At 47.5% G+C, this 23,159-nt stretch carries 26 protein-coding genes, 1 other RNA gene and 1 pseudogene; 19 read left to right on the top strand and 9 right to left on the bottom strand.

Annotated elements, in window-relative coordinates:
• Positions 1-15: 15 nt before the first annotated feature.
• From L4D76_RS20020 to zapA, 3 genes are all read right to left on the bottom strand, one after another.
• Entirely contained in the window at positions 16-618 is a 603-nt protein-coding gene (locus L4D76_RS20020; protein ID WP_428442649.1) for a 5-formyltetrahydrofolate cyclo-ligase, read from the bottom strand.
• 105 nt (positions 619-723) lie between these two features.
• Positions 724-905, bottom strand: a non-coding RNA gene (gene ssrS, locus L4D76_RS20015) — 6S RNA.
• Positions 906-912: 7 nt separating this feature from the next.
• The gene (gene zapA, locus L4D76_RS20010) at positions 913-1,215 is read right to left on the bottom strand and encodes a cell division protein ZapA (RefSeq protein WP_428442648.1); all 303 of its coding nucleotides are present in this window, start codon (positions 1,213-1,215) and stop codon (positions 913-915) included.
• A gap of 276 nt (positions 1,216-1,491) precedes the next feature.
• Here zapA and L4D76_RS20005 point away from each other — a divergent pair, with 276 nt between their 5' ends.
• The 4 genes from L4D76_RS20005 (at position 1,492) to gcvH (ending at position 5,614) form a co-directional block, all read left to right on the top strand.
• Complete coding sequence (locus L4D76_RS20005; protein WP_428442647.1) at positions 1,492-2,139, top strand: UPF0149 family protein; 648 nt, start codon at positions 1,492-1,494, stop codon at positions 2,137-2,139.
• Between the two features lie 23 nt (positions 2,140-2,162).
• A complete protein-coding gene (ubiH, locus tag L4D76_RS20000; RefSeq protein WP_428442646.1) occupies positions 2,163-3,368 on the top strand; it encodes a 2-octaprenyl-6-methoxyphenyl hydroxylase in 1,206 nt (401 codons plus the stop codon).
• A 267-nt stretch (positions 3,369-3,635) separates the two neighbouring features.
• A complete protein-coding gene (locus L4D76_RS19995) occupies positions 3,636-4,844 on the top strand; it encodes an FAD-dependent 2-octaprenylphenol hydroxylase (RefSeq protein WP_428442645.1) in 1,209 nt (402 codons plus the stop codon).
• Positions 4,845-5,221: 377 nt separating this feature from the next.
• Complete coding sequence (gene gcvH, locus L4D76_RS19990; protein ID WP_428442644.1) at positions 5,222-5,614, top strand: glycine cleavage system protein GcvH; 393 nt, start codon at positions 5,222-5,224, stop codon at positions 5,612-5,614.
• 118 nt (positions 5,615-5,732) lie between these two features.
• On the opposite strand, the gene L4D76_RS19985 is transcribed toward gcvH, so the two are convergent.
• Entirely contained in the window at positions 5,733-5,936 is a 204-nt protein-coding gene (locus L4D76_RS19985) for a DUF1107 domain-containing protein (protein WP_428442643.1), read from the bottom strand.
• Between the two features lie 530 nt (positions 5,937-6,466).
• Between L4D76_RS19985 and L4D76_RS19980 the strand changes: the two are divergent.
• A pseudogene (locus L4D76_RS19980) lies at positions 6,467-6,742 on the top strand (DUF134 domain-containing protein); the annotation flags it as partial.
• Between the two features lie 115 nt (positions 6,743-6,857).
• Entirely contained in the window at positions 6,858-7,331 is a 474-nt protein-coding gene (locus L4D76_RS19975) for a NifB/NifX family molybdenum-iron cluster-binding protein (protein ID WP_428442642.1), read from the top strand.
• A gap of 51 nt (positions 7,332-7,382) precedes the next feature.
• On the opposite strand, the gene L4D76_RS19970 is transcribed toward L4D76_RS19975, so the two are convergent.
• The 4 genes from L4D76_RS19970 to ygfZ all read right to left on the bottom strand — a co-directional run bounded on the left by L4D76_RS19970 (position 7,383) and on the right by ygfZ (position 10,567).
• A complete protein-coding gene (locus L4D76_RS19970) occupies positions 7,383-8,348 on the bottom strand; it encodes a LysR substrate-binding domain-containing protein (protein ID WP_428442641.1) in 966 nt (321 codons plus the stop codon).
• Positions 8,349-8,489: 141 nt separating this feature from the next.
• Positions 8,490-8,891 (bottom strand): hypothetical protein, encoded by a 402-nt coding sequence (locus tag L4D76_RS19965; protein ID WP_428442640.1) that lies wholly within the window; start codon positions 8,889-8,891, stop codon positions 8,490-8,492.
• A gap of 221 nt (positions 8,892-9,112) precedes the next feature.
• The gene (locus L4D76_RS19960) at positions 9,113-9,574 is read right to left on the bottom strand and encodes an aminoacyl-tRNA deacylase (protein WP_428442639.1); all 462 of its coding nucleotides are present in this window, start codon (positions 9,572-9,574) and stop codon (positions 9,113-9,115) included.
• Positions 9,575-9,577: 3 nt separating this feature from the next.
• A complete protein-coding gene (gene ygfZ, locus L4D76_RS19955; RefSeq protein ID WP_428442638.1) occupies positions 9,578-10,567 on the bottom strand; it encodes a tRNA-modifying protein YgfZ in 990 nt (329 codons plus the stop codon).
• 355 nt (positions 10,568-10,922) lie between these two features.
• Between ygfZ and L4D76_RS19950 the strand changes: the two genes are divergently transcribed.
• Together L4D76_RS19950 and L4D76_RS19945 are read left to right on the top strand one after the other, a co-directional pair.
• Positions 10,923-11,183 (top strand): FAD assembly factor SdhE, encoded by a 261-nt coding sequence (locus L4D76_RS19950; protein ID WP_428442637.1) that lies wholly within the window; start codon positions 10,923-10,925, stop codon positions 11,181-11,183.
• Complete coding sequence (locus tag L4D76_RS19945) at positions 11,152-11,601, top strand: protein YgfX (protein ID WP_428442636.1); 450 nt, start codon at positions 11,152-11,154, stop codon at positions 11,599-11,601. The genes L4D76_RS19950 and L4D76_RS19945 overlap by 32 nt, the downstream gene beginning before the upstream one ends.
• A gap of 145 nt (positions 11,602-11,746) precedes the next feature.
• Here the strand turns inward: L4D76_RS19945 and nadB are convergent, their stop codons facing one another.
• The gene (nadB, locus tag L4D76_RS19940) at positions 11,747-13,369 is read right to left on the bottom strand and encodes an L-aspartate oxidase (protein WP_428442635.1); all 1,623 of its coding nucleotides are present in this window, start codon (positions 13,367-13,369) and stop codon (positions 11,747-11,749) included.
• A 516-nt stretch (positions 13,370-13,885) separates the two neighbouring features.
• On the opposite strand from nadB, the gene rpoE reads away from it, so the two are divergent.
• From rpoE to acpS, 11 genes are all read left to right on the top strand, one after another.
• Positions 13,886-14,464 (top strand): RNA polymerase sigma factor RpoE, encoded by a 579-nt coding sequence (gene rpoE / locus L4D76_RS19935; RefSeq protein WP_428442634.1) that lies wholly within the window; start codon positions 13,886-13,888, stop codon positions 14,462-14,464.
• Between the two features lie 23 nt (positions 14,465-14,487).
• The gene (locus L4D76_RS19930) at positions 14,488-15,174 is read left to right on the top strand and encodes an RseA family anti-sigma factor (RefSeq protein ID WP_428442633.1); all 687 of its coding nucleotides are present in this window, start codon (positions 14,488-14,490) and stop codon (positions 15,172-15,174) included.
• Positions 15,174-16,172: a sigma-E factor regulatory protein RseB gene (rseB, locus tag L4D76_RS19925; RefSeq protein WP_428442632.1), complete on the top strand. Its 999-nt coding sequence runs from the start codon at positions 15,174-15,176 to the stop codon at positions 16,170-16,172. The genes L4D76_RS19930 and rseB overlap by 1 nt, the downstream gene beginning before the upstream one ends.
• Positions 16,169-16,666: a SoxR reducing system RseC family protein gene (locus tag L4D76_RS19920; RefSeq protein WP_428442631.1), complete on the top strand. Its 498-nt coding sequence runs from the start codon at positions 16,169-16,171 to the stop codon at positions 16,664-16,666. Before rseB ends, L4D76_RS19920 begins: the two co-directional genes overlap by 4 nt.
• 76 nt (positions 16,667-16,742) lie before the next feature.
• Positions 16,743-18,536, top strand: coding sequence for a translation elongation factor 4 (gene lepA, locus L4D76_RS19915; protein ID WP_428442630.1), 1,794 nt, complete (start codon positions 16,743-16,745; stop codon positions 18,534-18,536).
• Between the two features lie 130 nt (positions 18,537-18,666).
• Positions 18,667-19,566: a signal peptidase I gene (lepB, locus tag L4D76_RS19910; protein ID WP_428442629.1), complete on the top strand. Its 900-nt coding sequence runs from the start codon at positions 18,667-18,669 to the stop codon at positions 19,564-19,566.
• Positions 19,567-19,576: 10 nt separating this feature from the next.
• Positions 19,577-20,251, top strand: coding sequence for a ribonuclease III (rnc, locus tag L4D76_RS19905; protein ID WP_428442628.1), 675 nt, complete (start codon positions 19,577-19,579; stop codon positions 20,249-20,251).
• A complete protein-coding gene (gene era / locus L4D76_RS19900) occupies positions 20,248-21,153 on the top strand; it encodes a GTPase Era (protein WP_428442627.1) in 906 nt (301 codons plus the stop codon). The genes rnc and era overlap by 4 nt, the downstream gene beginning before the upstream one ends.
• Positions 21,154-21,161: 8 nt before the next feature.
• Positions 21,162-21,872: a DNA repair protein RecO gene (gene recO, locus L4D76_RS19895; RefSeq protein WP_428442626.1), complete on the top strand. Its 711-nt coding sequence runs from the start codon at positions 21,162-21,164 to the stop codon at positions 21,870-21,872.
• Positions 21,869-22,600: a pyridoxine 5'-phosphate synthase gene (gene pdxJ, locus L4D76_RS19890; protein WP_428442625.1), complete on the top strand. Its 732-nt coding sequence runs from the start codon at positions 21,869-21,871 to the stop codon at positions 22,598-22,600. Before recO ends, pdxJ begins: the two co-directional genes overlap by 4 nt.
• 2 nt (positions 22,601-22,602) lie before the next feature.
• The gene (acpS, locus tag L4D76_RS19885) at positions 22,603-22,983 is read left to right on the top strand and encodes a holo-ACP synthase (protein ID WP_428442624.1); all 381 of its coding nucleotides are present in this window, start codon (positions 22,603-22,605) and stop codon (positions 22,981-22,983) included.
• Positions 22,984-23,159 lie beyond the last annotated feature (176 nt).

Below are 23,159 nucleotides of genomic sequence, written 5' to 3'. Positions count from 1 at the left end.
GTCAGTATTCGATCATTACCAGGAAAAATGGCAAGAGGGGGTAATGATTTCTGGTAGCGGGACATCCCAGGCTTCGAACGGCAGGTTTTCGACCTGCTGGCAATCATGAGCCAGCCCCAGCGGGCGCGGGCCTTGCTTTTCATGGTGCCAGCGATTGAGCGTACGATCATAATAGCCGCCCCCCATACCCAGGCGCTGACCGGTACTATCAAAGGCGACCAGCGGGGTGCAGATCAGATCCAGTTCATTCACCGGCTTGACCAAGCGAATATCTAACACCGGCTCTTGGATTTGATACTTGTTCAGTGTCATTCGCGTATCTGGTGTGTAGTGCAGAAATAGCAGCTGGCCTTTGCTGAATGGATGCAGCACGGGCAGGTAGACCGCTTTGCCGTGCTGCCACAGCCAGTCAATGAGTGGCTGGGTATCGATTTCACCGTCATTGGATAAATACAGTGCAATATGGTGGGCGTCGATAACACTCGGCACCTGTTGGAATAGTACGAGCAGATCCTGCGCGGCATGCTGTTGTTGCTGAGGGCCGAGGGCACGGCGACGCAGACGAATGTGTTGGCGAATGTGCTGGCGAGAAGAAGATGGTTGAACAGGTGCACTCATAGGTCATCCAATGACAGAGGTTGTTCGGGTAATTATAGAAGCGAGTATCTAGCGAACGAGTTTCTAGAATCACATATCTCGATTCTCGTTACTATAGAGTAGAGGGTATGCCCCAAGGTGCCGTTGCGCATTGTGGCCCTTGAACCCGAGTTCAAGGTGGATCAGCAACATTAACCGCAGGCTTCTCAGTCGGGCTGAGCATGCTCAATAGTTAATAGGCAGCTAATCCTATTTTTTTGCTTATCGGCTCGGGGACGTTAATACGCTGACGTACACCCCAGGGTCAATTCATTATCAACGCTTTGGTTGATTTTGCAATGCTTTATCCAAAGTTTCTGCTAACAGATTGATTCTGTTGGATAAATTTGAAGCACTGCCGTTGTGCTCTCTACGCTCTGTGTGCATTTCGTTGCACACATTTAAACCGGCAAACATCAGTAGCTGCTCGGTGTTTGTTACGTTTGTGCGTTCAGACAGATCTTTCAAACGCTGGTCAAAATCTGCCGCAGCTTCTCGCAATGCATCTTCCTGACCTAATGGACAGTTAACCTGTAAGATCCTGCCTAAAACTTGAATTTCAACTGCCTGAGTACTCATAAACCTTTAATCAGCTCCGTGCCAGAACACTGTCTACTTAGCATTCCGCTTGCAATGGACAGATAATATAGAAAAAGCCTTTTCAACATGCAAGCTCACTCATCACGCTTTAGATGGATGAGTCACTGACTAATCAGATATTAACCAGTCTGCTGCAATCTGCTGCAACTGCAAACATAGCCCAAGCTTTCCAGAAAGGGTATTAGCCTGACTTGAGGCTAAGTGGTAGCATAATACAATTAAGATTAGCACCAATGAGACTAAGGTGAAACGCCCATGAGCGAAGTTAAAGTACCCGCATATGACGCTGTTGATGCAGCATTAAAAGATCACGGTTTAGCGGCTTCTCCGTCAGAGCTGCACGGCCTGCTGAGCGGTATGATCTGCGGCGGCCTGGCGGTAGACGATGAAAGCTGGGTCGGTCCGGTAAGCGACTACGCCAACGAGGGTGAACCTTTGACTGATGGTGCGAAAGCGGCAGTACGGACTGTATTTGATGCAGCCTCAACCGAGCTGGGTGAATTAGCGACAATATTGTTTACCTCGACAGCGGCTGAGCTGGCAAATTATGAATTCAACATTTCTTTACTGCTGCCCGCCGAAGAGGCCGAGCTGATGCTGCGCGCCGAAGCATTGAGAGAGTGGACCACTAATTTTATTTCAGGCCTGGGCTTGATGGGATTGGAAAAATCCAAGCTGTCACCGGAAGTGACTGAAGCCGTTTCTGTGCTGGAAGAGATCTCCCAATTAGGTATCGATGAAGACGAAGACATGGTAGAGCAGGTTCAGCTGTTCGATAATGTGGTCGCTTATGTGCCCGAGTGTGTGTTGACCTGTCTGGTTGAGCTGAGTCAGCGTCCAGGTGCCGTTGAAGAGCCGAATATCCCGGGTATTGGTCAGGGTGAAAAACCGACGCAGCATTAATTATTAACGCTAAGGGACTGGATGTGAAACAGTATGATGTTGTGATTGCCGGGGGCGCGATGGCTGGCGCGGCATTGGCAATTGCACTGAATAAACTCAGTGGTAATTGTTGTGATAGTGATCAGAGGTTGCGTATTGCGGTTGTTGAAGCCGTCAACCCCAGACTGGATCAGCACCCGGGTTACGATGCACGCAGTATCGCGTTATCTTTAGGCTCTGCCAATCTGCTGGATAAAATTGGGATCTGGCCGAAACTGGCTAATGTCGCGACCCCGATTTCTCATATTCATGTCTCTGATCGCGGCCATGCGGGTATGGTTCGTATGGATGCGAAAGAGATGGCGGTTGATGCGCTGGGTTATGTGGTTGAACTGGCTGATACCGGCGCTTTGTTTCATCAGCAGCTTAATGAACAGGATCAGACCGATCTCTATTGCCCGGCAACGATCACCGACATTTCACGCACTCAGCAGCAAGTCAATCTAGCCCTTGAGTCGGGGGAGCAACTGCAAACCCGGTTACTGGTGACGGCTGATGGTGCCATGTCGAGTTGTTGTGAACTGTTAGGCATTGCTCGCACTGAGCATGACTTTGAACAAGTGGCCGTGATTGCCAATATAACCACCGCAAAAGCGCATCAGGGCCGAGCTTTTGAGCGTTTCACCCCTTATGGCCCGGTTGCCCTGTTACCGATGTCAGAAGGGCGGAGCTCGTTGGTATGGTGCATTAAGCCCGAGCATCAGGCCGCGGTAATGGGCTGGGACGATGCGCGGTTCCTGGCTGAGTTACAGCAGGTTTTTGGCTGGCGTTTAGGTCAGTTAGTTAAAACTGGCCAGCGTGCAGCCTATCCGTTATTGCTGCGCCAGTCACAGTCACTGATCTCGCACCGTGTCGCCGTCGTGGGTAATGCGGCGCAAACGCTGCATCCGATTGCCGGACAAGGGTTTAATTTAGGACTGCGTGATGTCATGTCACTGGCCGAAGAGATCGTACAGGGTATCGAGCAGGGCGAAGATGTAGGTTGTGCTGCGATGTTAAGCCGTTACCGCCAGCGTCGCACGCCGGATCGTGAAGCGACCGTTGCAATGACATCAGGGCTGGTGAGTCTCTTTGCCAATGACAGTTTTCCTCTTGTTGCTGGCCGTAATATCGGCCTGATGGTAATGAACTTTTTTGATACGTTAAAAGCACCGCTGCTAAGGCGTGCGATGGGACAGGTAGAAAGATAAAATACCAAATCCATTAATTATCTGATCAATTCAGCGAGAGTTAAAATGCTTTTAGACAAGGAGGTAAATTGAAAATCTAGTGGCTCTAAATTGAAATTTATTAACGTAGTATAAAAGTATTTTAAACTCGCCCAAAGGGAACACCACTGGAAGCCAATTTCTGTGTCTAGCGATATCAAAAGAGAACCACTCTTCTATCAATCGCTATCCTTGAACTAGACTCCCAGTGGTGTTCTGAATGGTTAGATAATTAATGGAATTGGTATAATGATGCAGAGTGTTGATGTTGCCATTATTGGTGGGGGAATGGTTGGTTTAACCCTGGCCGCTGCGTTAGCAGACACCGAGCTGCGTGTTGCCGTGATTGAAGGCCAGTTGCCAGATCCAGAGCTTGCTCCATTACCGGATTTACGTGTTTCCGCATTAAGCCGAGCCAGCGAACGCATTCTTCGCCGGACCGGTGCCTGGCCGGGTATTGAAGCCCGTCGCCTGAGTCCTTACAGCAAAATGGAGGTCTGGGAGCAAGATAGTTTTGCCAGCATTCAATTTGATGCCGAACGTTTAGCCCAGCCGAATTTAGGTTACATTGTAGAAAACCGGGTCATTCAATTAGCTCTGCTGGATCGCATTAAGCAGTTGAGCAATGTGACTCTGCTGGCGCCTGAACGCTGTAAAAATATTGCTTTCGGTGAGAGCGAAGCCTGGCTAAGCATGGAATCGGGCAAAAACCTGACGGCCAAGCTGGTGGTCGGTGCAGACGGCGCTAACTCTTGGGTTCGTCACCAGCTGGATATTCCACTGACTCACTGGGATTACGGTCATAGTGCAATTGTCGCCAATATTCGTTGTGATGAAACCCATGATAAAACAGCCCGCCAGATCTTCCGTCCGCAAGGGCCGCTGGCCTTCCTGCCGTTAGCTGAAAGCGACTTATGCTCTATTGTCTGGTCTGTAGCACCAGAAGAGGCTGAGCAGTTGTGCGGGTTAAGTGACGAAGAATTTAATAAGTCACTCACTGCTGCTTTTGATCACCGTTTAGGTCTATGTCAAGTCGACGGAGCACGTCAGGCGTTCCCACTGAAAATGCGTTATGCCCGCGATTTTGTTCGTGACCGTGTTGCTCTTGTCGGTGATGCCGCGCACACCATTCATCCTTTAGCGGGCCAGGGCGTGAACCTTGGTTTGCTGGATGCGGCAAGTCTGGCTCAGGAACTCAAAGCGTTGTGGCTGCAAGAGCAGGACATCGGCAAGAAAGTCAACTTGCGTCATTATGAGCGCTGGCGTAAAGCGGAAGCGGCTAAAATGATCACCGCAATGCAGACATTCCGGGATGTATTTGACGGTAGCAACCCGGCTAAAAAGTTGGTGCGGGATCTGGGTATGTTGATTGCGGATAAAGCTCCGGGAGTCAAAGATGAGTTTATGCGCCGGGCTCTGGGCTTATCGGGTGAGTTACCTGAACTAGCCAAATATTAATGCTGAATCGTATATACCTAATCGTATATTAAAGCCATCTCCATTGAGATGGCTTTTTTTTACCTGTCACAATAACTTGGCTGGTGTCGGGCAAAGTGACCGGTGTGATTGAATAGATCTGAGATGTTGTACAGATAAAAAAGATAAATTGATCACAAAATGGCTTTTTTCACCTACAGTAAATAACAGGAAATCGATGCCGTGTGAGTTACAGCAAAAACTGTAGGCTGTAGTTGTACCAGACTGATTTGTTAGGTGTTATCTCAGTGCATATCATGGTGAATTACATGGGGCTGAGGCGTTTTGGTCTTAAATCATCTGCTTAAACCGAATCAGTTATCGAGTGATAAGCAGTCTTTTCATAAGGAAGTTACACAATGAGTTATGTTCCCTCTGAATTGAAATTTACCAATACCCATGAATGGGTTCGTCCTGAAGGGGATGGCGTTTTTACTGTCGGCATTACCGATCATGCTCAGTCAATGTTGGGTGATATGGTATTTGTTGATGTACCTGATCTGGATACAGACACTGAGGCGGGTGAAGACTGCGCGGTTGCCGAGTCGGTGAAAGCGGCAACTGATGTTTATGCGCCGTTAACCGGGGTTGTCATTGCGGTGAATGAAGACTTAGAGAATTCCCCTGAACTGGTAAACAGTGATCCTTACGGTGATGGCTGGTTATTTCAGATAAAAGCTGAAGATGAAGGGGAATTTGAAGATTTACTCGATGCCGAAAGTTACCAGGATCTGGTGGATGAATCGGAGTAATACCTATCGGGGCATTTATCCCGATGAGTATAACCTGTTCATTTAAAAGCCCACAATCAGTGGGCTTAAATAAACAGAGATCCTTAATAAAAGAGACTCACGCCGGGCATTAATGCTCTCAGCAGGGTTCCTTCAAACGCTTTATCTCTTGGTTAACCTCATTGACGGTTTGGTAATGCCGTTGCTGGGCTTTTACTGGCACAAGCAACATTCCCTTGTCGAAATGATAGCCTCCTCGGCCATCAATATAAATTCTTCCACTAAATAAACGACTTACATGCTTAGCAATTAACTTAGGCAAGTAGCGTTTGAACATGCGCATAAAAAACTCAACCTTGTCTGGTTTTCCTAACGCGACGTATTATAAAACAATTTGCATTACGCTTTTGTGACTTTATCAGCATAATAATAATGTTAAATTCAATTGAGTAGATTATATTTAGTGGTAAATATCTGCTTGCAGAATAATTAACTGCGCCTGTCGGGTTGGATAATCATGTTTCTGTCTTGTGGCATTATGTCAAATACAATTGTTTTGCCGGATTAATGGTTGTTTATTATTGTGTTACGCCATTTTATTCATATATCGCTGCGACCAGAGGTGTAAAATCACGCTGCTTTCCGATCTTTTTTTTGTGCATTGTTCGCTTTCTTCTCGCATGTAAATAGCATTATCTTCTGAAATCTCATTTTCCTGTTGTTCAATACGTGTTCGGATAAATGTCTGACTTGCTTCCTCACGGCGGAATAATGGTGAGAATTGATGCCACAGTTTGTGTTAGATCAATAAATGATTATTGGCATAGGCCAATAATGTATAAGTTATTAGCTTATGCCAAAAACGAGGGTTCGATGGCAAGACCTAAAATTCAACGCCGGATTGGTTGCCGTCCGGCTTACAGCTGTTTTAAGCCTAACGGTGTGCCAATGTCACAGCTGACGTCGATTGAGCTGGCGGCGGATGAACTGGAGGCAATGCGTCTGGTTGACATGAATGGCCTTAGCCAAATAGAGGCGGCCAAGCAACTTGGTGTTTCTCGTCAGACGCTGGGAAATATTGTGTCTCGTGCCCGTCAGAAAGTGGCACAGGCGTTAGTTACAGGACAGGCTATCGATTTGCAAGCTGCGCACTTGCATGAGACAACTCAAAAAGAAGCAACCGTCCCGCTGAAGCCAGCATGCCCCGCTTCATCTTCATTAATTCATCAGCCATGCGCTGAGGCTGAAATAAAGGAACACTGATATGTCTATTGCAATTGCCATTACTCCTCGCTCTGAAGTCGCCGGTCATTTCGGTAAGGCTGCGGCATTTATGGTTTTTGATCCGCAAGGGGAGATGATTGCTCGTATTGAAAATGGAGGCAGCAAAGAACTTGGCTGCAAACACAAGAAAATCATCCAGCGTCAATTAGGTGAATTTGGCGTGAAAGAGATTGTGCTTGGCAATATCGGCCAGCGCTCGTTGGGGCGTTTATTAAATGCCGGATTTGCCGTGAGCAAGGTTCCTTCACGTAGCCCTGTGGAAGCCGTGCTCGCGGGTAATGTGGCAAAAGTGGCGCTAACGGCAGCAGATCAAGGTCGTCCCTGTAAGCGTGAAAAAGGGGACTGCGGGTGCGGTTGTGGCAGTAAGAAAAAAGCAGAACCAGCAAAAATTGGCATGATGATGAATAGAAATCCGTCGATCCAAGGTCTAATGAAGATAGAAGGGTTCAAGTAATGGTATTTGTGTTAACGATGTTTGTTAGCGCTAACTCTGTATGATATTCCACTATAGCGCCTTAGATTTTTTCATCGCATCATTTTCTCCACGCAAGGATGCGACTCGTTGAGTAATGGTCTTGCTGACCACTTGGCGCAGCCACTCAATTTTCGGGTGGCTGCTATTTCGACGCTGCCACAGCATATTGATATCAAAATCCGGGATCTCAACCGGAGCCGGGCACTGGACGAGTTCGTCATTGAAGAGGTCCAGTCGTGCCATTAATTGTGAAACGACACAGAGTAAGTTTCGTCCTTTTAGCAGATGGCGTATGGTCAGGAAGTTACTCGATCCCACCGCGATGTGGCGTGTGAATCCCTGATCGTGCAATTGACTATCGATCTGGCTGGCTAATTTACCATCCGGCGTAACTAAGGCATGAGGTGTGATGATATAACGTGCCAGACTAACCGGTGCTGTTAGTCCGGTCGCTTCACTGTCAAACAGGCAGACATGATCCTCTGTATAAAGATATTGGCTCACTAATTCTTTTGGCAAGTTGGTCATAGAGCCGATCACCACATCAACGTCCCGCTCATTAAATTTTTCGTTGTAGTTATTTCTATCCACATTGCAGAAACTCAGCTGGCACTGGGGGGCAAGCTGAGTGATCGCGTCAAAGAGAGCGGGCGCAAACAGTAGCTCGGCGTAGTCGGTTAAACCAATCCGGAAAGTGCCTGAATAATGCTGAGGCTCGAAACTATCTGGCTGTAAAATCTGAGTTGTCACCAGGTTTAAAATATTTTCGATGGTGGGAGCCAGTTCAGCGGCTTTTTGAGTGGCGATCATCTGATGGCCCTGACGTTCAAACAGTGGATCGTTCATCAGCAGACGTAATCGCGACAGGTTATGGCTCATAGCTGACTGACCAATCGAGAGTTTGGCGGCAGCTTTTGTTACGCTCCGGGTTTCCATCAGGGCCGAAAAAGCCACCAGCAAATTGAGGTCAACGCCACGCCAGTTGATATTTTTCATCTTACTTGGTTCCCACTTCTGCCAACAGGTATCTACACTGCTGATAAGTCAGGGGAAAGTCAATAAGACGATTTTTAATGCGTCAAATAAATAAAGACGCGTCTGCGCCTTTATGGTTGCGAAAGGCTTAGTACCAATTCGTTAGTTCAGTTTACCTTCGCCACATTTAGGGCAGTGGTCCCCATCATTGATCTGAGCAATGCTCTGTGACCAGCAGTGCGGACAAGCATGCTTATCTTTCGAGGGATCTAACGTAAAGTGGGCGGCACACTCCTGGCAGCTATGGGTATACAGCTTACCACTCAGGCTCAAAATCATTTTTTGTAGTGCTTCGGTAGCACCATCGTTGATTTGACCTTTGAGGACAGCATTAATGGTGCTCTCACTAACCCCATAGATGCTTTTGAAGGTATGACTCAGGGAGTTGGCGGTAATACGATTGCCATGCTGATCCATGACATAAGATTGCGGATGAACGTTGTTGATATGGTAGTCACATTGATCACAGGAGATCGCTTGTTGGTTGATCGTTTGCTGGTGCATGGAGGGTCCTTCTCAATAAATATGATTTATTCATTTATTGAGAGGTTATTCTACATTGATGAGAAACTATTCAAAAGCGGTCAGGGATAATAATATTAAATATGCCACACCAGAATGTAACAAAATGAATCATTTGCCGTGAATTGTGGTCAAGCAGGCAGAAAAACGGCCCCCAAACAGTTGTTAGTGAAGGAACCGTTAGTGAATAAGGCCCGGCGGCGTCAGCGACAAATGTCAGCGAACATTGGGTCGCATATCATCAGTAAATCTTCTGTTTCCAATTCGACACCAGCCATGCGGTCGCCGCTACTGATGTTGACCTTATGGTGCTTTTTAATTGCATGATCAAAAATGAGCGGCAAGGGGTGTTTTAAACCAACAGGAGCCACAGTACCGATCACTAAGCCCGTGACTTTTTCGACGTCTGTGGCATCGGCGCAGGTCATACGCCGACAGCCAAACATCGCACGTACTTTGGTTGGATCAACCTGAGCGGGGCCTGGTACACAGGCTAAGACATGAAAGCCACTCATGTCGCGCAGCAGGATCGATTTCACCATTTGTTCCGGAGCGACGCCGCGCTCTTTCGCAGCGTCTTCGATGGTTTTGGCTGGCTTCGAATGGGGAAGGAGTCGATAGTCGACACCTTCTTTTTCTAAGTATTTAATAACGGAAGTGTTCATTACTTACTCGTCATCCAACGTGTAAGGCAGATCCTGCTTCGCCCAGATGAATTCTGGTTGCGCAGCAAGACGGAATTGGGTATCTGAATCCAGATCGTTTGGCAGTACCACGAGGACGACAGCTTGGTTGTCGGCATACTGATAACCCGCAATGAGCGTGCCGCCTTTACGCCAGTTTTCACCGATACTTCGCTCTAATGCATCACCCGCTTGCGGGCATTGCACCGCTTCACCACTGACGATATACATCGCACGTTTATTGATGCCACGGTACTTAGCGCGAGCGACCGTTTCCTGGCCGGTGTAGCAGCCTTTTTTGAAGCTGATGCCATCGACGGCTTGTAAGTTCATTGCCTGCGGAATGAATTCAAGTTCTGTTGCAGCATCGATACGGGGTATAGCATATTGGATGTCGTACAGATCCCACAGCGTGCTATCAGATAGCAGCACGTCATTGCAGGTTTCAACAATGGTGTTTACTACTGTTTCTGCTTGTTCTGCAGTGACAGCAAATAACCAGCGATCATCGTCAATTTTAACTGCCGTACCTGCGGTGATAACACGTACCTCACCTTCACCGGTGAAATACTGATCAACGACAGCCTGTGCTTTCTCACCCGTTAAGCCAAGTAATACGTTATCGCTTGCTTCGATATCAACCTTAGAGAATACCGCGTATTTCTTCAGCTCAGGCAGTTGGCTGGCCATTACGCTTTTACGTTGCAGGAAACCATATCCGTCATTGTGGTTGAACAAGCGGAAAACTGTGCGCATTTTTCCCTTGGCATCACAATGGGCACCCAGAGTCGATGCATCGGTTGGCAGAGAGACGACATCACAGGTTACCTGGCCTTGCAGGTAGGATTTTTTATCATCACCAATCAAGGTGACCAGACCCCAATCATCCAGATTAACCAAAGCCAGTTCAGGTAGGTTATCTTGTGCTGTCAATGCGATTTTTTTGAAATTCAGTGCGTTAGACCAGGTGCTCATAGGACATTCCATGATTTACATTGTAACTGCAGCTCAAATCACGATTTCTTGCTTGCGAGGCAATGAAACGGCAGGGCGTGAGACTGTCCATTACAAATATATGGTGAATAACTTTATGACCACTATGTTAAATCGCTGGCTATCATTTGTCAGCCTGCTTACGTGATTATCGCAAATAATACCTGACTGAAGTGCCATACTATTTTTGATCATATGTCTCATCTTGGCTGTTTGCTTGTTTTTGCTCATGGTCGAGGGGATAAGCGGCTGTTAATATTGGTTGCAAATCCTAGAGCGGTATAGAGCAAGAGTGCTTATCGGCTAGGAACGATCACACAGAGAATTGAGGTTGTATATGTTGAGTGCCGATGAAAAAGCACGCCTTAGATGGGCATGCCGCCGGGGTATGCTTGAGCTAGATGTGCTTATCATGCCTTTTTTTGAAGAGTGTTTTGACGATTTGTCAGAGCAGGAACAGCACGATTTAGTCTCATTACTGACATGTGACGATCCTGATTTGTTCAGCTGGATGATGGGCCACGGTCGTAGTGAAAACCCTGCGCATGCGGTAATGGTGGACAAAATTGTTGCCCACAACAACAGCAAACTTCGCTGATCTTTTATTACGCCCTTCCAAACTTACAATTGCCGCACTGAGCCTGTTATATCTTAGTGTGGCAATGTTTCTTTTGCTTGCCGTATTCCGCTCTGCTATCCCTTTCATTGCCGCTGTTATTATTATCGAATGTTTATGGCTGGAATGGCTTCAGCTATGGCAGCGTTGTTTTCGGCTGCGAGGCCGTGTGAGCATCACGGTTTCGGGTCAGATGACCTGGCAACAACAATCCTGGCAGATCATCGAGATCAAAGTGATCACGCGTTTTTTTATTCTGCTCCGAGTGAGGCAAGTAACGCACCAGCGTTGGCTGCTGATCTGTCATGATGCCTGTGATGAAAAAGATTTCCGTACCCTGAGTTTATTGTGTCGCAATGCAAACTTTCATTGTGCTGAAGAAAAGTTAAATGAAAAATAAACGTATTGTTGTAACGTTATTTACATGCGGAAACAAAAATCCCTGCCTTGGCAGGGATTTTGTCTTGGAGTGTCGAGTGTCGAGTTACTAGTGTCGAGTTTCTAGCCTCTCGTATCTCGTATCTCGTTTCTTGCCTCAATACTGCTTAACACGGCTGATCAGGCGTCAGAACCGTCGGGCCTGAATCGGCTTTGGATTCTTTGTAATCCAACGTGTAATGCAGGCCGCGGCTTTCTTTTCGTTCCATGGCGCAGCGAACGATTAGCTCTGCGACTAGTACCAGGTTGCGTAGTTCCAGCAGGTTATTGGATACTCGGAAGTGGCTGTAGTACTCATCGATTTCCTGTTTGAGTAACTGAATACGGCGCATTGCACGCTCCAATCGTTTGGTTGAGCGAACAATACCCACATAGTCCCACATAAACAGACGCAGTTCATGCCAGTTGTGCTGAATGACGACTTCTTCATCTGAGCAGCAAACCTGGCTTTCATCCCAGTTCGGCAGTGAACCGGGCATGCTGATTTGCTCTAGTTTCTTGGTGATGCTTTCTGCAGCAGCCCAGGCATACACTACACATTCGAGCAGAGAGTTAGACGCCATGCGGTTAGCACCGTGCAAGCCGGTATAACTCACTTCGCCTATTGCATACAGGCCATCCAGATCCGTGCGGCCTTCGGTATCGACCATGACACCGCCACAGGTGTAGTGGGCGGCAGGGACGATAGGGATCGGCTCTTTAGTGATATCAATGCTGTAACCTAACAGCTTCTCATAAATCGTCGGAAAATGTTTTTTTACAAAATCTTCAGGCTTATGGCTGATATCCAAATACATGCAGTCAGCACCCAGACGCTTCATTTCATAGTCAATAGCCCGTGCAACGACATCACGCGGAGCCAGCTCGCCACGCTCATCGAAATCAGGCATGAAGCGGCTACCATCAGGGCGGCGTAAATAGGCCCCTTCACCACGAAGTGCTTCAGTTAACAGGAAGTTACGGGCTTCCGGGTGGAACAAGCAGGTTGGATGGAACTGGTTAAATTCGAGGTTGGCAACGCGGCATCCAGCACGCCAGGCCATGGCAATACCATCACCGGATGAGACGTCCGGGTTGGAGGTATATTGATAAACTTTTGAAGCGCCGCCGGTGGCTAAGACCACAAACTTAGCGCGAACGGTTTCAACCACTTCATGATTTCGGTTCCAGATGTATGCGCCAAGTACACGGTTAGGTTGATCGTGGTTCCCCATTTTCTGATGGGTAATTAAATCGAGTGCGTTATGGCGTTCTAATACTTCGATATTAGGGTGGTTAAGAACGTTTTCCTGCAGCGAGTTTTGAACGGCCATGCCCGTTGCATCTGCTGCATGTAAAATTCGACGGTGGCTATGGCCGCCTTCACGGGTGAGATGATAACGAGGGCTGCTATCGTCATTGTCGTTTTCTTCACGATCGAAAGGCACACCACCATCGATTAGCCACTGTACACAGTGTTTGGCGTTTTCGGCAATAAAGCGAACGATAGATTCATCGCACAAATGGGCACCGGCAATCTGGGTATCCTGAACGTGAGAATCGATGCTGTCTGATTCATCAAATACTGCGGCGATACCACCTTGAGCGTAATAGGTAGCACCTTCACTACGTGGACCTTTGCTTAAGACGATAACTTTACCTAGTGGTGCTAAGCGCAGTGCAAGTGATAAACCGGCAGCACCACTACCAATAACTAATACATCGCAAAGATGTTCACGGTTTTCGTTCATATCGATTCATATCCCTGTGGCAATCCGCCATATCTTACCAAATTCCATCTGGATTGGTCATTGTGACCATCAAATACCAATTACCATCAATTACGAGAAAACAATCTCAATATAGAGCAAATAGTCTCAATGTAAAAAAAGTCTGAGCTTGGCTGGTTACGGATGACAGGCTCTTAATTACCCTGATAATTAATGGAATTGGTGTAACGTTATGCACTTATCGCTGTATAATGCGTCATCGTGATAAAAAAATCGCGCACTATTGTTGAGATTTTATTTCATTCGGTCCGGAACTTTGCCGTTATGCCCGGGTCTTAGATAGTGCTCATGCTCATAAATGTTTCATACTATTGCGATTTGACTGAATATTGTAGGGAGTGTTTTCACAAAATCAGTCTGCATAGAACACCGGTTCGGTGGTCGGGGAATGGTGTCAAAAGTGACATTAAACCCAAGGTCAGGCCAAAGCAGGTATGAAATAACGAGTGCAAGGCAGATATAGGAGTACACGCTCGAATGAGCGAGCAGCAAACAGATCAGGTATTAATAGAACGAGTACAGCGAGGCGATAAGCAAGCGTTTAACCTTCTGGTGATTAAGTACCAGAATAAAGTTTGTAACCTCGTCGCACGTTATGTCAGCAACTCGGGCGATGTGCCTGATGTTGCGCAAGAAGCTTTCATTAAGGCGTATCGCGCCTTGCCGACTTTTCGTGGCGAAAGTGCTTTTTATACATGGCTATACCGTATTGCTGTTAATACTGCGAAGAATTATTTAGTCGCTCAGGGGCGCCGTCCGCCAGCATCCGATGTTAATGCTGAAGATGCGGAATACTATGAAAATGGCAATGCGTTGAAAGAAATTTCGAACCCTGAGAACCAAATGTTGTCTGATGAATTAAAGCGGGTTGTCTTTAGTACCATTGATGGATTACCTGACGATCTTAAAACCGCGATCTCATTGCGTGAACTGGATGGTTTAAGCTATGAAGATATTGCCGAGGTGATGGGTTGTCCGGTGGGTACAGTAAGATCACGAATATTCCGTGCACGAGAGGCGGTTGAAAAACGTATCCGTCCTCTTATGCAACGATAATGTTGAGCCAAACGGTGAAAAAAATGGCTGATAAAGAAAAAATTTCGGCGCTACTTGACGGCGAAGAACTGGATCAGAGCATTATCAATGCGCTGGCCGTTGACAAAGAGAGTGAGCAAGTCTGGCAGAACTTCAACCTGATCGGTGATGTGATGCGTGGTGATGCTCCGCAAGGCAAAGAATGGAGCATTGCTGCGAATGTCGCGCTGGCGTTAGAAAATGAACCTGCTCATACAGGTTTTACGGACTTTAGTGCCGAGCCGGAAGTGGTTGCTCCTGTTGTTGATATAAGAACTGCACAGCAACCCCCTGAGTCTCAGCCGACACCGCGTCAGGCTAAACGCTCGCTACCGGCTTGGTTTACCCAGTTTGGTCAGGTAGCCATCGCGGCATCCGTATCATTAGCGGTTATTGTTGGTGTACAACAATACAATGGCGGTAACGAAGGATTGGTTGCCGATGCGACTGATTCGCAGTTGTCGGTATTACAAACCATTCCATTTTCAGGCAAAGCTGAGCCTGTCAGCTTAACCCGTGATTCTGTCCGCAGTGGTGCGCATAACAATACACCTGATGAAGCGCAGCTCATGGAGCAGCGCCGTCGTATTAATGCGATGTTGCAAGACTATGAGCTTCAGCTGCGTTTTAATGCCGAAGATGGCAGTATTGACAGAACGTTGTTAGAAACAAATTCATCTGTGGCGGATTAATGAGAAAAATTCTGGTCGGTGCCGTGACACTGGTCAGCCTGATGATGCCTTTGCAAGCCTTTGCCGAAGAACCTATAGCTTCAGCAGAGGCTTTGTTGCATCAGATGGATGAGGCTAGTCGAGAGCTCAGTTACGAGCTGTCCTACATTTTAATTAAGAAAAACAGTATTGAACCGTTACGTTATCGCCATGCGCTTGAGGATGGCCAGACGTATGCGCATTTGATCTACCTCAGCGGACCGCCGCGTGAGGTGATTCAGCGTGGCAATGAAATCAGTTATTTCGAGCCAGGACTGGATCCTTTTACGATCGATAGCAACAAGATGGTGGCTCCCCTGCCGCCGATCATGCAGTCTGATATTAACGAGCTGTCGGCCAATTATGACTTCATCTCGATGGGGCGCGCTCGCGAGGCGGGCGTTGCCTGTGATGTAGTACGTATCGCCCCTAAAGACGGTGCACGTTATTCTTATCTGTTGTGGATTGATCATCGCAACCGGTTAGTGATGCGTGCAGATTTGCTCGATCGTGACGGTGAACCGTTAGAGCAGTATCGTGCGGTATCGTATGTTGTGAACCCTAAAGTGGGTGATGTGCTGAAAAGCTTGCGCAGTGTTGATTTACCTGCCGTTGTTCAGTTGCCGCCCCAGCCTCAGGCCGAACTGAGCTGGCAGGTAAACTGGTTGCCTCAGGGGTTTGAGTCAGTCTCTCGTAACCGCCATCGCTTAGTCCTGACTCAACGGCCGGTTGAAAGCAAAATGTACAGTGACGGATTATTTAGCTTTTCTATCTATGTTTCAGAAGCAGACAGCTATACTGTACGTGAGCAATTAGTAAGACAAGGGCGCCGTACGTTGCACAGCCATTTACAAGGTGAGAAAGAAGTGACCGTTGTCGGAGATATTCCTCCAGCGACGGCGCGTCGGGTCGCAGAGTCGATTGCTTTTGTCGGTTCAAAAAACGGGGCTAATTCTACGGCTGAAAAGGCTGCACCATGATGAACACACTGGCAACCGTCGTTGCCGTTGAGCCGGGTCGTATCACCGTCAGTTGCCAGCAACAAACCAGCTGTGGCCATTGCGCGTCCCGAGATAGTTGTGGAACGGGTATTGTGAGCAAAGCGGTGCCGGGACGTGCCCATCAGGTAAAAATCACCACGAAAAAGTCGCTGACGATTGGACAGGTGGTTGAAATTGGCCTGTCTGAACAGAGTGTACTGAGTTCTGCCCTGCTGGTTTATGTCGTGCCTTTGCTGTTTTTACTGCTGGGTGCAGCGCTGGGGCAGTGGTGGTTTGTCGAATTAGCAGGTACCAGCGAGTTAGGCGTAGTGCTGACAGCAGTTGTCAGTGCTGGCATTGGCTTGCTGATAGCCAGGCATTATGCCAGGCGCTTAGATGGAAATTCAGCTTACGAACCGAGCTTGATTCGAGTGCTGGGGCAGCCTCTGTCAGTGGATAAGATGATAAATGCCACATCGAAAGATAGCGAGTAGCCCTGAAATTCGGTAGAATCCGTCAACTTGATCAAAAGATCCCATTCATTTCAATCACGAGCTAGTCACGCCATTCATGAAGCACATTCGTAACTTTTCGATTATTGCACATATCGACCATGGTAAGTCGACCTTATCCGACCGTCTAATTCAAGTCTGTGGTGGCCTTTCCAACCGTGAAATGTCTGCGCAGGTTTTAGATTCCATGGATCTCGAACGCGAACGCGGTATCACTATCAAAGCCCAGAGTGTCACACTCGACTATACGGCTAAAGATGGTGAAACTTATCAGCTTAATTTCATCGATACACCAGGACACGTTGACTTCTCATACGAAGTATCGCGCTCCCTAGCTGCCTGTGAAGGTGCTTTGCTGGTGGTTGATGCAGGTCAGGGCGTTGAAGCTCAGACATTAGCAAACTGTTACACAGCGATGGAGATGGACTTAGAGGTTGTGCCGATTTTGAATAAAATCGACCTGCCAGCTGCTGATCCAGAACGTGTAGCAGAAGAAATTGAAGACATTGTCGGTATCGATGCGTTAGAAGCAACGCGTTGTTCTGCGAAAACAGGTTTAGGCGTTGAAGATGTGCTTGAAAATATCGTAGCCGCTATTCCTCCGCCAGAAGGTGATCCTGACGGTCCGTTACAAGCCTTGATCATTGACTCATGGTTCGATAATTATTTAGGCATTGTATCTTTGGTTCGAGTTAAAAATGGCTCAATAAAGAAAAATGCAAAAATTAAAATGATGAGTACCGGTCAGGTCTGGAATGTTGACCGCCTGGGTATTTTTACACCTAAGCAAATCGATACCACCGAACTGAATACCGGTGAAGTAGGCTGGGTTGTTTGTGGTATTAAAGACATCCTGGGCGCACCTGTTGGTGATACGATTACAACGGCCAAAGATGGCAGTGAAGAACCATTACCTGGTTTCCAGAAAGTGAAACCTCAGGTTTATGCGGGTCTGTTCCCTGTTTCTTCTGATGACTACGAGAACTTCCGTGATGCTCTGGGTAAATTAAGCCTAAATGATGCGTCACTGTTTTACGAGCCAGAAAGTTCTACTGCACTTGGTTTTGGTTTCCGTTGTGGTTTCCTTGGCATGTTGCATATGGAAATCGTTCAAGAACGCTTAGAACGTGAATACGATCTTGCGCTTATTACAACGGCACCAACGGTTGTTTATGAAGTCGAAACAACACGTAACGGTACCGTTTATGTTGATAGCCCATCAAAGCTACCGGCAGTCAATGATATTGAAGTCATTGGTGAGCCAATTGCACGTTGTAATATCTTGGTACCATCAGAATACCTAGGTAATGTAATTACCTTGTGTATTGAAAAACGTGGTATGCAAGTCGATATGGTTTATCACGGCAACCAAGTTGCGTTGACATACGATATTCCAATGTCAGAAGTGGTATTGGATTTCTTCGACCGTTTGAAATCGACATCACGTGGTTACGCATCGCTAGATTACAATTTCCAGCGTTACGAGCCATCAAACATGGTACGTGTTGATGTAATGATCAACGGCGAGCGTGTTGATGCACTGGCAATCATTACGCACAAAGATAATGCAAATGGTCGCGGCCGTGATTTAGTCGACAAGATGAAGGAATTTATTCCTCGTCAGATGTTTGATATCGCCATTCAAGCGGCGATTGGCGGTATGATTATTGCCCGTGCAACCGTTAAGCAGTTACGTAAAAACGTTATTGCTAAGTGTTACGGTGGCGATATCAGCCGTAAGAAGAAACTGCTACAGAAGCAGAAAGAAGGTAAAAAGCGTATGAAGCAGATCGGTAATGTCGAACTGCCTCAGGAAGCGTTCCTTGCAATTCTGCATGTGGGTAAAAAATAAGTAGTAACTTTTTTCTCATCGCAAGCGAGTTTGAAGTCATACGAAGTGCTGATTTATATTCATTAAATCGGCACTTCTGTTTCACGGACTAACCCGTTTGTGATGAGTTGAGACATTCATAGGGAATAAAATGGCAAATACTTTTTCGTTAATTCTGGTTCTGGCCACGCTACTGACTGGGATCATTTGGGCGTTAGATAAATTTATCTGGGCACCGAAACGTCAATTAAAGATTGATGCGGCAGCAGCTAACGCTGGCGATCAAGTAGATGTCAAAACCCTTGAAGCCATTGCACCGCAACCGAGCTGGGTGGAATCAGCCAGCTCGATGTTTCCGGTGATTGCGCTCATTATGGTATTTCGCTCATTTATTTATGAGCCGTTCCAGATCCCATCCGGCTCAATGATGCCGACGTTACTCGTGGGGGATTTCATCCTGGTTGAAAAATTCGCTTATGGTCTTCGCGATCCGGTATTCCGTCACAAGTTGATTGAAACCGGTGAGCCAGAGCGTGGTGATAGCGTGGTCTTTAAGTATCCGCCTCAACCCAATGTTGACTACATTAAACGTGTTGTAGGTATGCCTGGCGATACGATTCGTTACAGTTCCAGCAAGCAGCTTTGTATTGCTCCGAAAGGTTCTGCAGCCTGTACCCCTGTGTCACTGACGAATATGACTGACAGTGAGTTCAGTCAGGGCATGACACGTTTTGTCCAACTAGATGAAAAACTGGGTGATGCAGATCATCAGATTTTAGTACATCCACTGAAGCGAGACCACACGCTAAAGTATTATCCGCGTCCGGGGATCAGCGAGTGGGTTGTACCTGAAGGCCAGTATTTCATGATGGGTGATAACCGCGATAACAGTTCAGACAGTCGTTTCTGGGGCTTTGTACCAGAAGCAAACCTGGTCGGAAAGGCGGTCGTGATCTGGATCAGCTTTGAGTTTGAAAGAAGTGCCGAGAGTGTCTTACCATCCTGGATTCCTACTGGTGTGCGTTTTAACCGCATCGGTAGCATAAACTGATCGAGATAAAATGACATCTCCTGCTAATAGACTTCAGCGCATGCTGGGGTATCAATTTAATAATAGCGATTTGATGACGTTAGCACTGACACATCGCAGTGCTAACAGTACTCATAATGAACGTCTGGAGTTTCTGGGCGATTCCATTTTAAGCTTTGTAATTGCAGATGACTTATACCACCGCTTTCCTGAAGTGGATGAAGGGGACATGAGTCGTATGCGTGCCACATTAGTTCGCGGTAAGACCCTGGCTGAGCTGGGGCGTGAATTTGATCTTGGTGAGTATTTACTGCTTGGCCCGGGTGAGTTAAAAAGCGGTGGCTATCGCCGTGACTCCATTCTGGCGGATTGCGTAGAAGCGATTATTGGTGCGATCTATTTGGATAGTGACACTGAGCAGGTACGTAAAATCATTATTGCATGGTATCAGTCTCGTCTTGAAACCATTCAGCCTGGTATTAACCAGAAAGATCCTAAAACACGGCTGCAAGAGTGTTTGCAAGGGCGTCGTTTGCCGCTACCTGCTTATACTGTAGTTAAGGTACACGGTGAAGCTCATAATCAAGAGTTCACGGTACAATGTGATATTACAGGCTTGGATAAGCCTGTGATTGGTAAAGGCAGCAGCCGGCGCAAGGCAGAGCAGGCAGCAGCAGAACTTGCTCTTAAGCAGTTGGAATCATGACAGATAAGCAACATTGCGGCTTTATAGCCATCGTAGGCCGACCAAACGTCGGTAAATCGACTCTGATCAACCGTCTGGTTGGGCAGAAGTTATCGATCACTTCACGTAAACCACAGACAACGCGTCACCGTATTATGGGTGTTGATACCCGTGATGGTTACCAGGCGGTTTATATTGATACCCCGGGCCTGCACATTGAAGAAAAACGCACCATTAACCGTTTAATGAACCGTGCGGCCAGCAGCTCGTTGACCGATGTTGAGCTAGTGCTTTTCCTGGTTGATGGCACAATGTGGACTGACGATGATGAGATGGTACTGAACAAGCTTATTAAGAGTGAGCTGCCAACAGTACTGCTGATCAACAAGGTCGACAACGTGAAAGAAAAAGGCGATCTGTTCCCGCATATTGAAGCGCTGTCGAAGAAGATGGACTTCGTTGATGTGGTGCCAATCTCAGCGAAAAGCGGTACCAACGTTGATGCGGTAGAAAAAATTGTTCGCAAGCACCTGCCGGAAGGTGAATACTACTTCCCGGAAGATCATGTGACCGACCGTTCGCAGCGTTTTATGGCATCTGAAATTATCCGTGAAAAGCTGATGCGCTTTACCGGTGAAGAATTACCCTATGCTGTGACCGTTGAGATCGAACGCTTCGATTTTAATCCGCGCACTAATGGTTTTGATATCAATGGCTTGATTCTGGTTGAACGTAAGGGCCAGAAGAAAATGGTGATCGGCAAAAATGGCGAGAAAATGAAAGTCATTGGTCGTGAAGCCCGCATTGATATGGAAGATCTGTTCGAGCGTAAGGTGTACCTGGAACTATGGGTTAAAGTGAAATCGGGTTGGGCAGATGACGAACGTGCACTGCGTAGCCTGGGTTACATTGACGATCTGTAAGGAACACCATGGAGGGGCTGCAGCGCTGTTTTGTCCTTCATTCTCGCCCGTATAGTGAGACGAGCCTGATCCTCGATGTGTTCAGCGAGGACAGTGGTCGTCTGACTATCTTGTCGAAAGGAGCGCGCCGTAAGCGCTCCAACCTCAAAGGCACATTGCAGCCTTTCACCCCTCTGTTTATGAAATGGTCCGGCCGTGGTTCAATGCGAACATTGAATCATGCCGAACCTATCAGTATCGGCCTGCCCATGCGCGGCTATATCCTCTATTCCGCCCTGTACATTAACGAAGTCGTGGCTCGGGTTCTCGAGAATGACACGCCTTATCCAGTGTTGTTTATGGATTATCTGAATGTGCTGCGCGAGCTGGCGCAAGCGGATAACCCAGAACCTGCATTGCGGCGCTTTGAACTGGCACTGCTTCATCATCTGGGGTATGGCATCGATTTTCTTCATTGTGCCGGTAGTGGTCTGCCTGTGGAAGACTGCATGACTTATAACTACCGCGAGCAAAAAGGTTTTATTGCGTCAATGATGACAGGCCAGCTGACTTTTACCGGTAGCCAGCTTAAAGCGATAGCTGCCCGACATTTTGAAACGCCGGATCAACTCAAGGCAGCAAAACGCTTTACACGGATGGCCCTGAAACCTTATCTTGGCGGGAAACCATTAAAAAGCAGGGAATTATTTATCCCTAGAGGAAGGAGTACCCAAAAATGAAGAACATACTACTCGGCGTTAATATCGATCATATTGCCACTCTACGCAACGCCCGAGGTACTCGATACCCTGATCCTGTTCACGCTGCAGAAGTCGCTGAACGTGCTGGTGCCGATGGTATTACTATTCACCTGCGTGAAGACCGTCGCCATATTACTGACCGTGATGTCCGTATTCTGCGTGAAACGATCCAGACCCGTATGAACCTTGAAATGGCAGTGACTGATGAAATGGTCAACATTGCATTGGAAACTCAGCCGGAGTTCGTTTGCCTGGTACCTGAAAAACGGGAAGAGCTGACTACGGAAGGTGGTCTGGATGTTGCCGGTCAGCTGGACAAAATTAAAGCGGCAACAGAAAAACTGACGGCGGCAGGAATTAAAGTCTCTTTGTTTATTGATGCTGACCGTGAGCAGATTGATGCGGCAGTTGCCTCTGGTGCGCCTTATATCGAGCTGCACACCGGTCATTATGCTGATGCAGAAAGCGAAGAAGAGCAGCAAGCGGAGCTGAAGAAGATTGCAGCAGCTGCAAGCTACGCTGATGATCAGGGCATCAAAGTGAATGCGGGTCACGGTCTGACCTATCACAACGTGAAGCCTGTGGCAGCCCTGCCTGAGATTTATGAGCTGAACATTGGCCACTCCATCATGGGCCGTGCGGTGTTTGATGGTCTGAACAAAGCGGTTGCTGATATGCAGGCTATCATGCTTGAAGCGCGTCGCTAAGCATGGCAATTGTCGGCCTGGGAACAGATATCGCAGACATCGAGCGCGTAGAGAAAGTCTATGCGCGCTCCGGTGATGCCTTTGCTGAGCGAGTTCTGTCAGCGCCTGAGCTGGAAATCTTGGCGGGTTTGAAGCTTAAGGGGCGTTATCTGGCAAAACGGTTTGCCGTCAAAGAAGCGGCATCCAAAGCCCTAGGAACCGGCATTGCCTGTGGCGTTTCTTTTCAGGACTTCACAGTCAGTAATGATGAGCTGGGCAAGCCCGTCTTGAGTCTGTCAGGCAAAGCCGCTGAGTTGGCCGAGGCGATGGGCGTTAACCACGTTCATTTGACCATTGCGGATGAAAAGCGCTATGCCGTGGCAACGGTGATTTTAGAATCGTAATAACGGCAGAGCGGTCCTAGTACCATAGACTTTCATCTGACAAACCAATAAAAAGGAGAGCATCTATCGCTCTCCTTTTTTTGTACTTAAAATGTTCCTAGACCCTAGACCCTAGACCCTAGACCCTAGACCCTAGACCCTAGACCCTAGACCCTAGACCCTAGACCCTAGACCCT

This window comes from Photobacterium sagamiensis (assembly GCF_050337085.1).
Classification (GTDB): Bacteria; Pseudomonadota; Gammaproteobacteria; order Enterobacterales; family Vibrionaceae; genus Photobacterium; species Photobacterium sagamiensis.
Note: the sequence above shows the minus strand (reverse complement) of the source record. Positions and strands in the feature narration are given on the sequence as shown.

Bases quoted from the DNA above. Each gene is read 5' to 3' on its own strand.
- L4D76_RS20020 (WP_428442649.1), bottom strand. From the start codon at position 618: ATGAGTGCACCTGTTCAACCATCTTCTTCTCGCCAGCACATTCGCCAA.
- zapA (WP_428442648.1), bottom strand. From the start codon at position 1,215: ATGAGTACTCAGGCAGTTGAAATTCAAGTTTTAGGCAGGATCTTACAG.
- L4D76_RS20005 (WP_428442647.1), top strand. From the start codon at position 1,492: ATGAGCGAAGTTAAAGTACCCGCATATGACGCTGTTGATGCAGCATTA.
- L4D76_RS19995 (WP_428442645.1), top strand. From the start codon at position 3,636: ATGATGCAGAGTGTTGATGTTGCCATTATTGGTGGGGGAATGGTTGGT.
- gcvH (WP_428442644.1), top strand. From the start codon at position 5,222: ATGAGTTATGTTCCCTCTGAATTGAAATTTACCAATACCCATGAATGG.
- L4D76_RS19985 (WP_428442643.1), bottom strand. From the start codon at position 5,936: ATGCGCATGTTCAAACGCTACTTGCCTAAGTTAATTGCTAAGCATGTA.
- L4D76_RS19975 (WP_428442642.1), top strand. From the start codon at position 6,858: ATGTCTATTGCAATTGCCATTACTCCTCGCTCTGAAGTCGCCGGTCAT.
- L4D76_RS19970 (WP_428442641.1), bottom strand. From the start codon at position 8,348: ATGAAAAATATCAACTGGCGTGGCGTTGACCTCAATTTGCTGGTGGCT.
- L4D76_RS19965 (WP_428442640.1), bottom strand. From the start codon at position 8,891: ATGCACCAGCAAACGATCAACCAACAAGCGATCTCCTGTGATCAATGT.
- L4D76_RS19960 (WP_428442639.1), bottom strand. From the start codon at position 9,574: ATGAACACTTCCGTTATTAAATACTTAGAAAAAGAAGGTGTCGACTAT.
- ygfZ (WP_428442638.1), bottom strand. From the start codon at position 10,567: ATGAGCACCTGGTCTAACGCACTGAATTTCAAAAAAATCGCATTGACA.
- L4D76_RS19950 (WP_428442637.1), top strand. From the start codon at position 10,923: ATGTTGAGTGCCGATGAAAAAGCACGCCTTAGATGGGCATGCCGCCGG.
- nadB (WP_428442635.1), bottom strand. From the start codon at position 13,369: ATGAACGAAAACCGTGAACATCTTTGCGATGTATTAGTTATTGGTAGT.
- rpoE (WP_428442634.1), top strand. From the start codon at position 13,886: ATGAGCGAGCAGCAAACAGATCAGGTATTAATAGAACGAGTACAGCGA.
- L4D76_RS19930 (WP_428442633.1), top strand. From the start codon at position 14,488: ATGGCTGATAAAGAAAAAATTTCGGCGCTACTTGACGGCGAAGAACTG.
- rseB (WP_428442632.1), top strand. From the start codon at position 15,174: ATGAGAAAAATTCTGGTCGGTGCCGTGACACTGGTCAGCCTGATGATG.
- L4D76_RS19920 (WP_428442631.1), top strand. From the start codon at position 16,169: ATGATGAACACACTGGCAACCGTCGTTGCCGTTGAGCCGGGTCGTATC.
- lepA (WP_428442630.1), top strand. From the start codon at position 16,743: ATGAAGCACATTCGTAACTTTTCGATTATTGCACATATCGACCATGGT.
- lepB (WP_428442629.1), top strand. From the start codon at position 18,667: ATGGCAAATACTTTTTCGTTAATTCTGGTTCTGGCCACGCTACTGACT.
- rnc (WP_428442628.1), top strand. From the start codon at position 19,577: ATGACATCTCCTGCTAATAGACTTCAGCGCATGCTGGGGTATCAATTT.
- era (WP_428442627.1), top strand. From the start codon at position 20,248: ATGACAGATAAGCAACATTGCGGCTTTATAGCCATCGTAGGCCGACCA.
- recO (WP_428442626.1), top strand. From the start codon at position 21,162: ATGGAGGGGCTGCAGCGCTGTTTTGTCCTTCATTCTCGCCCGTATAGT.
- pdxJ (WP_428442625.1), top strand. From the start codon at position 21,869: ATGAAGAACATACTACTCGGCGTTAATATCGATCATATTGCCACTCTA.
- acpS (WP_428442624.1), top strand. From the start codon at position 22,603: ATGGCAATTGTCGGCCTGGGAACAGATATCGCAGACATCGAGCGCGTA.